The 12,941-nt window shown below is 72.0% G+C and carries 13 protein-coding genes; 4 read left to right on the top strand and 9 right to left on the bottom strand.

Annotated features, from left to right (window positions below; all coding sequences use genetic code 11):
• Nucleotides 1-94: 94 nt before the first annotated feature.
• The 5 genes from ABTX60_RS36375 to ABTX60_RS36355 all read right to left on the bottom strand — a co-directional run bounded on the left by ABTX60_RS36375 (nucleotide 95) and on the right by ABTX60_RS36355 (nucleotide 5,277).
• On the bottom strand, nucleotides 95-262 hold the full coding sequence (locus tag ABTX60_RS36375; protein ID WP_352101265.1) for a hypothetical protein: 168 nt from the start codon (nucleotides 260-262) through the stop codon (nucleotides 95-97).
• A gap of 143 nt (nucleotides 263-405) precedes the next feature.
• Nucleotides 406-924 carry a tRNA (adenosine(37)-N6)-threonylcarbamoyltransferase complex ATPase subunit type 1 TsaE gene (gene tsaE, locus ABTX60_RS36370; RefSeq protein ID WP_352101264.1) on the bottom strand — a complete coding sequence of 173 codons (519 nt, stop codon included), beginning with the start codon at nucleotides 922-924 and terminating at the stop codon, nucleotides 406-408.
• The gene (locus tag ABTX60_RS36365) at nucleotides 893-2,152 is read right to left on the bottom strand and encodes an alpha/beta fold hydrolase (RefSeq protein WP_352101263.1); all 1,260 of its coding nucleotides are present in this window, start codon (nucleotides 2,150-2,152) and stop codon (nucleotides 893-895) included. The genes tsaE and ABTX60_RS36365 overlap by 32 nt, the downstream gene beginning before the upstream one ends.
• A gap of 108 nt (nucleotides 2,153-2,260) precedes the next feature.
• Nucleotides 2,261-3,427 carry an alanine racemase gene (gene alr, locus ABTX60_RS36360; RefSeq protein ID WP_352101262.1) on the bottom strand — a complete coding sequence of 389 codons (1,167 nt, stop codon included), beginning with the start codon at nucleotides 3,425-3,427 and terminating at the stop codon, nucleotides 2,261-2,263.
• A 419-nt stretch (nucleotides 3,428-3,846) separates the two neighbouring features.
• On the bottom strand, nucleotides 3,847-5,277 hold the full coding sequence (locus tag ABTX60_RS36355; RefSeq protein WP_352101261.1) for an NAD(P)H-hydrate dehydratase: 1,431 nt from the start codon (nucleotides 5,275-5,277) through the stop codon (nucleotides 3,847-3,849).
• A gap of 184 nt (nucleotides 5,278-5,461) precedes the next feature.
• Between ABTX60_RS36355 and ABTX60_RS36350 the strand changes: the two genes are divergently transcribed.
• Entirely contained in the window at nucleotides 5,462-6,616 is a 1,155-nt protein-coding gene (locus ABTX60_RS36350) for a hypothetical protein (RefSeq protein WP_352101260.1), read from the top strand.
• Nucleotides 6,617-6,742: 126 nt separating this feature from the next.
• Nucleotides 6,743-7,015 carry a hypothetical protein gene (locus tag ABTX60_RS36345; protein WP_352101259.1) on the top strand — a complete coding sequence of 91 codons (273 nt, stop codon included), beginning with the start codon at nucleotides 6,743-6,745 and terminating at the stop codon, nucleotides 7,013-7,015.
• A gap of 8 nt (nucleotides 7,016-7,023) precedes the next feature.
• On the opposite strand, the gene ABTX60_RS36340 is transcribed toward ABTX60_RS36345, so the two are convergent.
• Complete coding sequence (locus ABTX60_RS36340; RefSeq protein WP_352101258.1) at nucleotides 7,024-7,395, bottom strand: holo-ACP synthase; 372 nt, start codon at nucleotides 7,393-7,395, stop codon at nucleotides 7,024-7,026.
• A gap of 115 nt (nucleotides 7,396-7,510) precedes the next feature.
• Between ABTX60_RS36340 and ABTX60_RS36335 the strand changes: the two genes are divergently transcribed.
• The gene (locus ABTX60_RS36335) at nucleotides 7,511-7,912 is read left to right on the top strand and encodes a hypothetical protein (RefSeq protein ID WP_352101257.1); all 402 of its coding nucleotides are present in this window, start codon (nucleotides 7,511-7,513) and stop codon (nucleotides 7,910-7,912) included.
• Between the two features lie 86 nt (nucleotides 7,913-7,998).
• Here the strand turns inward: ABTX60_RS36335 and glmS are convergent, their stop codons facing one another.
• From glmS to ABTX60_RS36320, 3 genes are all read right to left on the bottom strand, one after another.
• A complete protein-coding gene (gene glmS / locus ABTX60_RS36330) occupies nucleotides 7,999-9,846 on the bottom strand; it encodes a glutamine--fructose-6-phosphate transaminase (isomerizing) (protein ID WP_352101256.1) in 1,848 nt (615 codons plus the stop codon).
• 108 nt (nucleotides 9,847-9,954) lie between these two features.
• Nucleotides 9,955-10,770 carry an ABC transporter permease gene (locus tag ABTX60_RS36325; RefSeq protein WP_352101255.1) on the bottom strand — a complete coding sequence of 272 codons (816 nt, stop codon included), beginning with the start codon at nucleotides 10,768-10,770 and terminating at the stop codon, nucleotides 9,955-9,957.
• Nucleotides 10,767-11,774 (bottom strand): ATP-binding cassette domain-containing protein, encoded by a 1,008-nt coding sequence (locus tag ABTX60_RS36320; RefSeq protein WP_352101254.1) that lies wholly within the window; start codon nucleotides 11,772-11,774, stop codon nucleotides 10,767-10,769. The genes ABTX60_RS36325 and ABTX60_RS36320 overlap by 4 nt, the downstream gene beginning before the upstream one ends.
• Before the next feature lie 191 nt (nucleotides 11,775-11,965).
• Between ABTX60_RS36320 and coaA the strand changes: the two genes are divergently transcribed.
• Nucleotides 11,966-12,934, top strand: coding sequence for a type I pantothenate kinase (gene coaA, locus ABTX60_RS36315; protein ID WP_352101269.1), 969 nt, complete (start codon nucleotides 11,966-11,968; stop codon nucleotides 12,932-12,934).
• The last annotated feature ends 7 nt before the right edge of the window (nucleotides 12,935-12,941 follow it).

Here is a 12,941-nt window from a genome sequence, read left to right as displayed (position 1 = left end):
ACTTCCTGCACACCTACAACCACCATCGCTGCCACACCGCACTCGGCGGACAGCCACCGATCAGCCGTGTGAACAACGCTGCGGCTCCATACACCTAGGCCGCTTCGCGGTGCTCGGGGTTGCGCCGCGACGGTTCCGGGTCCGATGCGCGCGGGGGCGTGGAGAGCAGCGCCGCCGCCTCACCGGCCGCCAGCAGGTCGCGCATGGACACCCCGGCGACCGCGAACCACTGCGGCTGCCCCTTGCTCTCTGTAGCCGACATGGACGCCTCCCGAAGGGCCGGGGCAACGTAGTTAGGTACACCTAACCACTGACTGGATACCATGTGACCACGCACAAGACGCCGGATGCAACATCTTGCCGACGTCTTGTCGGAACGTCCATCGAATGCCCGCACACCGGGACTCAGGCGGCGAGCACGCTCAGGTCCGCCGTGACCCAGCGTTCCCCCACACCGGTGACCGTCATCTGCCGGACCTCGTCGGTCGTGTCGCCCACGGCCCGGTGGATCACGACCTGGAGCCGGTCCTCGGTCAGCTCCTCGACCTTGCCCTCGCCCCACTCCACGACGACCACGGAGTCGGGCAGCGAGACGTCGAGGTCGAGGTCCTCCATCTCGTCGAGACCGCCGGAGAGCCGGTAGGCGTCGACGTGGACCAGCGGCGGCCCGTCGCCCAGTGCGGGGTGCACCCGGGCGATCACGAACGTCGGCGAGGTGACGGCCCCGCGCACGCCGAGCCCCTCGCCCAGCCCACGGGTCAGCGTCGTCTTGCCCGCGCCGAGCTCTCCGCTGAGCATCACCAGGTCACCCGCGCGCAGCAGTTTGGCGAGCCGGCGGCCCAGCTCCCGCATCTGCTCGGGAGACGTGACGACGATCTGGACGGAGCCGGGCTCAGCCGGGCTGTGCGGTGCTGGTGCTTCCATAGCCCTTCACGGTAGCCCCTGCGGGCACGGCACCCGTGCGGGTGAGCAGGTCGGCGAGGCGGTCGGTGACCACTTCGGGGTGTTCCAGCATCACCAGGTGCCCCGCGTCCGGCACCAGCACCAGCTCGGCGTCCGGCAGCAGATCGGCGATGGCCTCGCTGTGCTCACTCGGCGTGACCAGGTCCTGCACGCCGGCCAGCACGAGGACCGGCTGGTCGGCGAAGTGGGCGAGCGCCTCGGTCTTGTCGTGGTCGTTGAACGCCGGGTAGTACTCGGCGACCACGTCGATCGGCGTGCTCTCGATCATCCGCTCGGCGAACCGGGCGACGGCCGGGTCGACGTCCCGGGACGCGAAGGAGTACCGCTTGATGATCCCGGCGAACAGGTCCGCGGTCGCCCGGCGCCCCTTCTCCACCAGCTCGGCCCGCTGCCCCAGCGCCTTCAGCACCCCGGGCAGCACCCGCCGCACCGCGTTGACCCCGGCGACGGGCAGGCCGTAGTTGACCTCGCCGAGCCGCCCCGACGAGGTGCCCACGAAGGCGACCCCGACGACCCGCTCGCGGATCAGCTCCGGGTACTGGTCGGCCAGCGCCATCACGGTCATGCCGCCCATGGAGTGCCCGACGAGCACCAGCGGCCCCTCGGGCGCCGCCGCGTCTATGACGGCCTTCAGGTCCCGGCCCAGCTGTTCGATGGTGACGGGCTCGCCGTCCCGCGTCTGGGCCACGCCCCGTCCGGACCGGCCGTGGCTGCGCTGGTCCCAGTGCACGGTCCGTACGACGCCCCGCAGGGCCGCCCGCTGGAAGTGCCAGGAGTCCTGGCTGAGGCAGTAGCCGTGGCTGAAGACGACGGTGACGGGAGCGGGTGACTTGCGGCCGAACAGCCGGCGGCGGCGCGGACCGATGGCGGCGGGGGCGGCCTCCTCGTCGAGGTCGTCCACCTCGTAGTACAGCTCCGTGCCGTCGTCGGAGAACGCCTTGCCGGGCATGCCCCGCAGGGAGCCGTACGGCCCCGCCGAGTCCAGTGCGAGCCGGGCCTTCTGGCGCATGCCGCGGCCGACCGTCATCCGCTCCAGGGCGACACCGGCGGCCGCGCCCGCGGCCACCACGCCTATCGCCACGCCGGCGATACCGGTCGCCCGGCGCCAGCCCCCCGCCGCCCCCGCGGCGGAGGCCGCGACGGCCGCGGAGGCGACATCCGCGACGACCTCCGCGCTGCTCTCGCTCACGTACCGCTCCTCTTCACCGGGGTGCCGATCGGGTGACTCGCCGGGTCGGGTGGTGCTGATGTTGCCTTGGTGACTGCCGTTTCTCGCGTGACCGGTTCTCTGTGCGAGTTACCCGTCCTGTTCCTCATTCACATAGACGCGAGGAACACGCGTTCCGATCCGGGTCACGATTTCATAGGCGATGGTTCCGGCCGCCTGGGCCCAGTCCTCCGCGGTGGGCTCACCGCGGTCCCCGGGCCCGAAGAGGACCGCCCGGGCCCCGGCCGCGGGTTCGTCGCCCCCCAGGTCCACCACGAACTGGTCCATGGCGACCCGCCCGGCGATCGTGCGCCATTTGCCCTCGACCAGCACCGGGCCGGCCGAGGAGGCGTGCCGCGGGATGCCGTCCGCGTAGCCCAGCGGCACCAGGCCGAGGGTGGTCGCGCCGGGTGTCACGTACCGGTGGCCGTAGCTGACGCCGTGCCCGCCCGGTACGTGCTTGACCAGGGCCAGCGAGGCCGACAGCGTCATCACCGGGCGCAGCCCGAAGTCGGCCGGGGTGCCGAGCTCGGGGCTGGGCGAGATGCCGTAGGTGGCAATGCCGGTGCGGACCAGGTCGAAGTGGCTCTCGGGGAGCGTGAGGGTGGCCGGGGAGTTGGCGATGTGCCGGACCTCGGGCCGTACGCCCCGCCCCTCGGCATGGGCGACCATGTCCCGGAACACGGCGAGCTGGGCGGCGATGGAGGGGTGCCCGGGCTCGTCGGCGCAGGCGAAGTGCGACCACAGCCCCGTGACGCGCAGCAGCCCCTCGGCCTCGGCCCGCAGCGCCGCATCGACGAGCGCGGCCCAGTCGTCTCCGGGCTGGCACCCGTTGCGGCCGAGGCCGGTGTCGGCCTTCAGCTGCACCCGGGCGGGCCGGCCCGCTCCCCTGGCCGCCTCGACGACCTCCTCCAGGGCCCACATCCCGCTGACCGACACGTCCAGCTCGGCGTCGATCGCCTCGCGCCACGGCCCTCCGGGCGTCCACAGCCAGCACATGATGCGGCCCGGCAGCCCGGCGGCCCGCAGGGCGAGGGCCTCCTCGGGCGTGGCAGTGCCCAGCCAGCTCGCCCCGGCGGCGAGCGCCGCGCGGGCGCACGGCACAGCCCCGTGGCCGTACGCCTCGGACTTCACCACGGCCATCACGGCAGCGCCCGGCGCATGGGCGCGCAGGGCCCGCACATTGGCCCGCAGGGCCGCCAGGTCGATCTCGGCGCGGGCCCGCAGGGGCGCGGTCGGGGCTGTTCTCTCGCTCATCGCGCCCAGTGTCTCAGAGGGCTCCGACGGCGGGTCGGCTACTACCCCTGTGCGTCGCCCACGTTGAGACCGACGCGGCACCGGGACGGCGGCGGTGTGCGGCGACCCACCCCCGGACCACGGCCCGGACGGACCGACCGGCTCCGGCCCGTGCTTCCCGTGCCGCCATCGGAGTGGTTTCCCCAGCGCCCTACCCGCCACCCCGGTACATCGCGCCACGCCTCGGGAACCGCCGCGGCCACGTCATGCGCCCGGCCTGCACCCCGCCCTCCCCGGCCGACCGGCCAGCCCGTGCGGATACCGGGCTGTCACCCCACCACATTCCGCCACGCCTCCGGAACCGCCCCGGCCACATCATGCGCCCGGCCTGCACCCCGCCCTCCCCGGCCGACCGGCCAGCCCGTGCGCATACCGGGCTGTCACCCCACCACATTCCGCCACGCCTCCGGAACCGCCCCGGCCACATCATGCGCCCCCACCGGAGCCCCGTCCGCCGCCAGCCGTCCGGCCAGCCCGTGGAGGTACGCCCCGACACTCCCCGCATCCACCGCGGACAGTCCCGCCGCCAGCAGCGAGCCGCCGAGCCCCGACAGCACGTCGCCGCTTCCGGCCGTGGCCAGCCACCCCGTCCCGGTCGGGTTCACCCGCACCGCGCCGCCCCCGGAGTCGGCCACCAGCGTCGTGGATCCCTTCAGCAGCACGGTCGCCCCGTACCGCCGGGCCAGTTCCCGGACCGCCGCCAGCCGGCCGCCCTCGACCTCCGCCCGGTCCACACCCAGCAGGGCCGCCGCCTCCCCGGCGTGCGGTGTCATCAGCGTCGGCGCCCGCCGCCCCCGCACCACCTCGGCGTCCGCCAGCCGCAGCCCGTCCGCGTCGATCAGCACCGGCACGTCCGCCGCCAGCACCTCCGCCACCGTCCCGGCGTCGTCCCCGGCCCCCGGTCCGACGACCCACGCCTGCACCCGCCCGGCGTGCTTCGGCCCCTGGTCCGACACGAGCGTCTCGGGAAACCGCGCGATGACCGCGTCTCCGGCGGGCCCGACGTACCGCACGGCCCCCGCACCGCCCCGCAGCGCCCCGGCGACGGCGAGCACGGCGGCCCCCGGATACCGCGCCGACCCGGCGGCGATCCCGACCACACCCCGCCGGTACTTGTCGCTCTCCGCCCGCGGCACCGGCAGCAGCCGGGCCGCGTCCAGGTGCTGCAACGCCTCCAGCTCCGGCTCGGCGGGCAGCTCCAGCCCGATGTCGACCAGCCGCACCGACCCCGCGTACTCCCGCGCCGGGTCGATCAGGAGCCCCGGCTTGTGCGTCCCGAACGTGACGGTCAGATCGGCCCGCACGGCGACCCCGTGCACCTCCCCGGTGTCGGCGTCGACACCGCTCGGCAGATCGACGGCGACCACGGCTCCCCGCGACCGTCCGGCGGCGGCGGCCAACGGCACCGCGTCCGGCCGCAGCCCGCCCTTCCCCCCGATCCCGACGATCCCGTCGAGGACGAGGTCCGCGTTCTCGACGAGCGCCTCGCCCCGACCGGCGGCCGCGATCCGTCCCCCGGCCCGCCGCAACGCCGCGAGCCCCGCCGCGTGCGCCCGCTCCGGCGCGAGCAGCACCGCGGTGACCCCGGCCCCCCGGCGGGCCAGCCGGGCCCCCGCGTACAGGGCGTCACCCCCGTTGTCGCCGCTGCCGACCAGCAGCACGACCCTGCTCCCGTACACCCGCCCCAGCAGGTCGGCGCAGGCCGCGGCGAGCCCGGCGGCGGCGCGTTGCATCAGCGCCCCCTCCGGCAGCCGCGCCATCAGCTCCCGTTCGGCGTTCCGGACCGTCTCCACGCTGTACGCACTACGCATGCGGTCGAGTTTCCCGCAGGACCGCCGGGCCACTCCCCCTCACCCGCGCCTCCCGCATCCCGCCGCTCCGCGATCCGTGCCGCGTCCATTGACGCTTTGCCGTCCCTTTGCCAGACTCCCGGCCGCGCAGAAAGCGCTTGCACGCCGCCGGTACACCCCCACGTCCGACGAAACCGAGGCCCTCATGGGACGCAGAGCCGCATTACTCGCCGCCGTCGCCGCCACCGCCCTCCTCACCGCTGCCGGCACCCTGACCGCCCCCGCCACGGCCGCCCCCACGCGCGCACTGGCCTGCGGAGACGGCTCCTACCAGGCCGAAGCGGTGCGGAGCGGCGGCACCTGGACCGCCCGGCGCGGTGGCAGCACGGTCCACACCGGCACCGACATGCGCGCGGCCGTCCAGGCCGCGGTCAACAGCCTCACCCCAGGGCGCACCACGAAGGAACGGGTCGTGGTCCGCGGCTCGGGTTCGGTCTCCGCGGGCTCCCGCATCTCGCTGCCGAGCTACACCGTCCTCGACGTCTGCGGCACGATCGACGTCACCGGCAGCGGCTCGGGCGACCAGGCACCCGTCTACTCGCGGGGCACCCGCGACGTCGAGGTACAGAACCTCAAGCTCACCGGCACCCCGCTGTACGGCATCTTCCTGCGCAACGTCCAGAACGTGGTGCTCGGCCAGATCGACATGCGCCTGACCCGCGGCCTGGGCGTCCGCATCGACAACCGCGGCGACACCAGCCAGTGGACACGCAACATCCGCATCGACAACGTCTACGTCTCCGGCGCCACCAGCCACGCGGTCGAGACCTACGGCGTCGACGGCCTGACCATCGGCACGGTGACGGCCCGCAACGTCGGCGAGTCGGGCCTGCTGCTCAACCAGACCGTCAACGCCACTGTCACCAAGGTGGACGCCGAGAACGCCGGCACGGGCACCGGCTACGCCGCCTTCCGCATGGCCAACCGCAACGGCCGGATCGGCAGCGGCTACCCCACCAACATCCGCGTCGGCGAGGTCGTCGCGCGCGGCGGCGGACGCGGCGTGTTCTGCGTGTCGGAGAGCGGCGGGGCCGTCATCGACAAGGTGACGCTCTCCCACACCGGCAACAACTCGGTCCTGATCGAGAACTGCTACAACGTCAGTCTCGCGGCCCGGAGCGGCACGATCACGGGCGGCGGCGAACTGCGGCTGGCCGCCCGCTCGGAGTTCCCCAACAACAGGGACATCATCATCCAGAACCTGACGGTCACCGACGCGGCCATCAGGGAGAGCCCGTGCGGCGAGAACACGACCTTCCGCAACATCACCCGGGTGAACAGCAGCCAGTCGATCTGCTGAGCCACCCCGCCGAAGCCCTCGCGCCTCACCCGGCCGGGGGCTTCAGGCCCTGTTTCGCCGGGCCTCGGACCGGGCGTATAGTCGAACCGTGTTTTGAACTCGTTCAAAAAGGGGGTACGACGAGACATGACCAGCTCGACAGCATCCGAGACACCGGACAGCCCCGCCACCGCCCTGGGTCCCACGGCCCTGGTCCTGGGAGTCTTCTCGGCCGTGGGCACCTGGGCGTTCCTGTTCCCGTGGACGGTCCTGGCCGGAGCGCTCGCGATGACGTTCGGCGCGATGGGCCTCCACTACGCCCGCAGGGGCATGGGCCGGGTGTGGCCGGCGGCGGCCGGTGCGACCCTGGGCGCGATCGGCTTCATCGGCACGGCCACGCTGCTCTGGACCCTCTCCTAGAGGCACTCTCACCCCTCGGCGATGACCACCGCGGAGGCGACGCCCGCATCGTGACTCAGCGACACGTGCCAGCCGCGCACGCCGAGTTCGGCGGCCCGGGCGGCCACCGTCCCGGTCACCCGCAGCCAGGGCCGCCCCGTGTCCTCGACACACACCTCGGCGTCGGTCCACAGCAGCCCCGGTGGAGCACCCAGCGCCTTGGCCAACGCCTCCTTGGCCGCGAACCGCGCGGCGAGCGAGGCGACCCCCCGCCGCTCCCCGCTGGGCAGCAGCAACTCCCGCTCCACGAACAGCCGTCCGGCCAGCGCGGGCGTACGCTCCAGCGAAGCCGCGAACCGCTCGATCTCGGCAACGTCGATGCCGACCCCGATGATGCTCATGGGCAGCACCCTACGGTGACGGGCCGGATCCGGCGGCAAAGGCTCCCGAAGCGCCGCCCGCGCCGCCCCGGATCTTCAACTCCCTCCGGCCGATGTAGAGTTCGCGCTGACCGCGATGAGCAAACGGCATCGCACCAAACGGGAGGACATCGACCCCATGAAGTTCAAGTCGCTGGGGACCACGGCCAGTGCCATAGCTCTCCTCGCCACGGCCCTCACCGGCACCGTCGCCACGGCCGGCACCGCCGCCGCGGCGACGCAGCCCGACTGCAGCAGCGCGCTGACCAACGTGAAGCCCAAGGCGACCGTCAACCTCCGCAGCCAGCCCAAGACGAGCTCGACCGCCCTCGGCACCTGGAACAAGGGCCAGAACGGCGGCATCTGCTTCGGCGGCAGCAAGCCCGTCACGGGCGGCAGCTACACGGCCTGTGGCAAGACCAGCAACAAGTGGTACTTCGGCGGCCCCAACAGCACCAGCGTGGAAGGCTGGGTCCCCGCGACCTGCCTGCCCGTCTGATTCGAGCGCCCGACGGCCTGACCGGCCGAGCCAAGGGGCGAAGGGCAGGATGCCCTTCGCCCCTTCCGCTCACTCCGGAATCCCGCTCACTCCACCGTCACGGACTTCGCCAGGTTGCGCGGCTGGTCCACCTCGTTGCCACGGGCCGTCGCCAGCTCACAGGCGAACACCTGAAGCGGCACCGTCGCCACGAGCGGCTGCAGCAGCGTCGGCGTGGCCGGCACCCGGATCAGATGGTCCGCGTACGGCACGACCGCCTCGTCACCCTGCTCCGCGATCACGATCGTGCGCGCACCCCGCGCCCGGATCTCCTGGATGTTGGACACGATCTTGTCGTGCAGCACCGACCGGCCGCGCGGCGAGGGCACCACCACGACCACCGGCAGGTCCTCCTCGATCAGGGCGATCGGCCCGTGCTTCAGCTCCCCGGCCGCGAACCCCTCCGCGTGCATGTAGGCGAGTTCCTTGAGCTTCAGCGCGCCTTCGAGCGCCACCGGATACCCCACGTGCCGGCCGAGGAACAGCACCGTCTTCTTCGAGGCGAGCGTGCGCGCCAGCTCCCGCACCGGCTCCATCGTGCCCAGCACCTCCTCCACCGCACCGGCGATCGAGGACAGGTCGCGGATCACCGCCCGGATCTCGTCGCCCCACTTCGTGCCGCGCACCTGGCCCAGGTACAGGGCGACCAGGTAGCACGCCACGAGCTGCGTCAGGAACGCCTTGGTCGAGGCGACGGCCACCTCCGGCCCGGCGTGCGTGTACAGCACCGCGTCCGACTCACGCGGGATCGTCGAGCCGTTGGTGTTGCAGATCGCCAGCACCCTGGAGCCCTGCTCACGGGCGTGCCGCAGCGCCATCAGGGTGTCCATGGTCTCGCCCGACTGGGAGATGGCGATGACCAGCGTCTGCGCGTCGAGGATCGGGTCCCGGTAGCGGAACTCGCTCGCCAGCTCCACCTCGCAGGGCAGCCGTGTCCAGTGCTCGATCGCGTACTTGGCGATCATCCCGGCGTGGAAGGCCGTACCGCAGGCGACGATGACGACCTTGTCGATCTCCCGCAGCACCCCCTGCGGGATGCGCACCTCGTCCAGCGTCAGCGAACCGGAACCGTCGACCCGGCCCAGGAGCGTGTCGGCGACCGCCTTGGGCTGCTCGGCGATCTCCTTGAGCATGAAGTAGTCGTAGCCGCCCTTCTCGGCGGCCGACGCGTCCCAGTCGACGTGGTACGACCGCACGTCGGCCGGGCGGCCGTCGAAGCCCGTCACCGTCACGCCGTCCCGGCGCAGCTCCACCACCTGGTCCTGCCCGAGCTCGATCGCCGAGCGCGTGTGGGCGATGAACGCGGCGACGTCCGACGCGAGGAAGGCCTCGCCCTCCCCGACGCCGACCACCAGCGGCGAGTTGCGCCGCGCGCCGACGACCACGTCCGGCTCGTCGGCATGCACGGCGACCAGCGTGAACGCGCCCTCCAGCCGCCGGCACACCAGCCGCATCGCCTCGGCGAGATCCGCGCAGGAGGAGAACTCCTCGGCGAGCAGATGCGCCACGACCTCTGTGTCGGTCTCGGAGGACAGCTCGTGGCCGCGTTCCGCCAGCTCGGCCCGCAGCAGGGCGAAGTTCTCGATGATGCCGTTGTGCACCACCGCGACCCGGCCCGCGTTGTCGATGTGCGGGTGGGCGTTGGTGTCCGTCGGCCCGCCGTGCGTGGCCCAGCGGGTGTGCCCGATGCCCGTCGCGCCGGTCGGCAGCGGTCTGCCGTCCAGTTCCTTCTCCAGGTTGAGCAGCTTGCCGGCCTTCTTCGCCGTCGCCAGCCCCCCGTCGGCCAGGACGGCGACACCCGCCGAGTCGTAGCCCCGGTACTCCAGCCGCTTCAGCCCGGCCATCACGACCTCGAGCGCCGACTGCGGCCCCACGTATCCCACGATTCCGCACATGAGCCGCAGCCTAAGGGCCGAGGCGTTCGGGAAACCCCTTCAGCGTGCCCGGAATCGGAAATGATGCCGCCTTTCGGGGGCCCTGTGATGGCGACTTCACCGTACCTTTCAGGCCTTCGCCCGGTAAGCCCGCATGGCCAACGGATAGAACACCAGCGCGATACCCGCCGCCCACACCAACGACCACAACACCGGCTCCGCGACCGCCCCGCCCAGCAGCAGCCCCCGGAACGCGTCGGACAGGTGGGTCACCGGATTGACGTCGCTCCACGCCTGGAGCCAGCCGGGCATCGTGTCGACGACGACGAACGCGCTGCTGGTGAAGGTGATCGGGAAGATGATCGTGAACGCGAACGCCTGGACCTTCTCGGCGTCGCCGGCCAGCATCCCGATCAGCACCGCGCTCCAGGACACGGCCGCGGCGAACACCACCACCAGCAGTGTGCCGAGCACGAATCCGCCGAATCCGCCGGTGATGCGGAAGCCGAGCGCAAGGCCGAGGCCGATCATCAGCAGCAGCGCCCACACGTGCTTCGCGAGATCTGCGGTGATCCGGCCGATGAGCGGGGCGGAGCGGGCGATGGGCAGACTGCGCAGCCGGTCGAAGACGCCCTTGGTGAGGTCGGTGTTGAGTGCCATCGCCGTGTACATCGTCATGAACAGGGTGTTCTGGACGATGATCCCGGGCAGCGCGTACTTCAGATAGGCATCGGGCGAGCCGGCCATCTGCCCGCCCAGCACGTAGGTGAACAGGAACACGAACATGATCGGCGTGATGCTGTAGTCGACCAGTTCGAGCGGGTTGTGCTTGACGGCGACCAGGCTCCGCCAGGCCATCGTGAAGGTCTGCCGCAGCCCGGCGAGGGGCGGCACCCGGCCCGACGCGGTGACCGGTGCGGTGAGGCTCGTGGTGGTGGCGGTCATGACCGGCTCACCGCCTTCTCCAGTTCCTCGTCCTCCCGGACGGCCGCACCGCCGTCCTCCCCGGCCTCGCCCGGCTCGGCGCGGTGGCCGGTCAGGGAGAGGAAGACCTCGTCGAGCGAGGAGCGGCGCAGGGCCAGCTCACCGACCGCGATACCCTCCCGGTCCAGCGCGCGCACGACGGCCGGCATCAGCTCGGGGTCCTTCACCGGGGCGGTGACCGTCTCGCCCTCGATCCGGGCCTGCGGTCCGGCGGCCCCGGCCACCAGCGCGTGTGCCCGCGCGAGATCCTGCCCGGCGATCGGTCTGAGCTCCAGCACCTGGCCTCCGACCTGTGCCTTCAACTGGTCCGGCGTGCCCTCGGCGATCACTCGGCCTTTGTCGATCACCACGATGTCGTCGGCGAGGACATCGGCCTCGTTCAGATACTGCGTGGTCAGCAGGGCGGTCGCACCGTCCGCGACCAGGCCGCGCAGCATGTCCCACAGCTCACCGCGGCTGTGCGGATCGAGACCGGTGGTCGGCTCGTCGAGGAAGAGGATGCTGGGCCGGCCGACGAGGCTGGCCGCGAGGTCCAGGCGCCTGCGCATGCCGCCCGAGAAGGTCTTCGCGGCCCGCCCGGCCGCGTGGGTCAGCTGGAACCGCTCCAGCAGGTCACCGGCCCGTGCCTTCGCCTCCCGCCTCGGCAGCCCCAGCAGCCGTCCGATGAGCAGCAGGTTCTCCGTGCCGGTCAGATTCTCGTCGACCGCCGCGTACTGCCCGGTCAGCCCGACGAGGGAGCGTACGACCCCGGCCTCCCGGACCACGTCGTGGCCGGCCACCCGAGCCCTGCCACGGTCCGGGCGCAGCAGTGTCGCGAAGATCCGCACCGCGGTCGTCTTCCCCGCGCCGTTGGGCCCCAGCAGCCCGAGCACCGTGCCCCTGCGGGCGGCCAGGTCGACGCCGGCCAGCGCCTCGGTCTCCTTGAACCGCTTGACCAGGCCTTCCGCCTCTATCGCGTACGTCATGGGTACCCCCAGGCGTTCGTGGACCCCGGACCGGGCCCACCTCTCCCACAACTGTGACGCACACCACTGACATTCCACCTGTATCAGCTTCACTCAGGAGGAAACGGGGCGAACGCGTCGCGTGACGGATCCCACCTCACCATCCGTTCGTACGCCCGTAACAATGGACTGTGATCTCTCCGGTCTCCTCGATGCCCCGGAGCGCCCACCGGCCCCGCCCGGAGGCGACTCCCTACGTCGACCTCACCCGAACCGAGTGGAGCGCGCTGCGTGACAAGACGCCGCTTCCGCTGACGGCCGAGGAGGTCGAGAAGCTGCGCGGTCTCGGCGACGTGATCGACCTCGACGAGGTGCGGGACATCTACCTCCCGCTGTCCAGACTTCTCAACCTCTACGTCGGTGCCACCGACGGCCTCAGAGGCGCGCTGAACACGTTCCTGGGCGAGCAGGGCTCCCAGTCGGGCACCCCGTTCGTCATAGGGGTGGCAGGTTCGGTGGCCGTGGGCAAGTCGACCGTCGCCCGTCTCCTGCAGGCCCTGCTCTCGCGCTGGCCCGAGCACCCGCGCGTCGAGCTGGTCACCACGGACGGCTTCCTGCTGCCCACGAAGGAACTCCAGGCCCGCGGCCTGATGTCCCGCAAGGGCTTCCCGGAGTCCTACGACCGCCGGGCCCTGACCCGTTTCGTCGCCGACATCAAGGCCGGCAAGAACGAGGTCACCGCGCCCGTCTACTCCCACCTGATCTACGACATCGTCCCCGACAAGAGGCTCACGGTCCGCCGCCCCGACATCCTGATCGTCGAGGGCCTGAACGTCCTCCAGCCGGCCCTGCCCGGCAAGGACGGCCGCACCCGCGTCGGTCTCGCCGACTACTTCGACTTCAGCGTGTACGTCGACGCCCGCGTCGAGGATATCGAGACCTGGTACCTCAACCGCTTCCGCAAGCTGCGCGCGACCGCCTTCCAGAACCCGTCCTCGTACTTCCGCAAGTACACCCAGGTCTCGGAGGAGGAGGCCCTGGACTACGCCCGGACGATGTGGCGCACGATCAACCGGCCCAACCTGGTGGAGAACATCGCGCCCACCCGGGGCCGCGCCACCCTCGTCGTGCGCAAGGGCCCGGACCACAAGGTGCAGCGGCTGAGCCTGCGCAAGCTGTGACGCCCGG

This window comes from Streptomyces sp. NPDC126510, assembly GCF_040302345.1.
In the GTDB taxonomy this organism is placed as follows: Bacteria; Actinomycetota; Actinomycetes; order Streptomycetales; family Streptomycetaceae; genus Streptomyces.
Note: the sequence above shows the minus strand (reverse complement) of the source record. Positions and strands in the feature narration are given on the sequence as shown.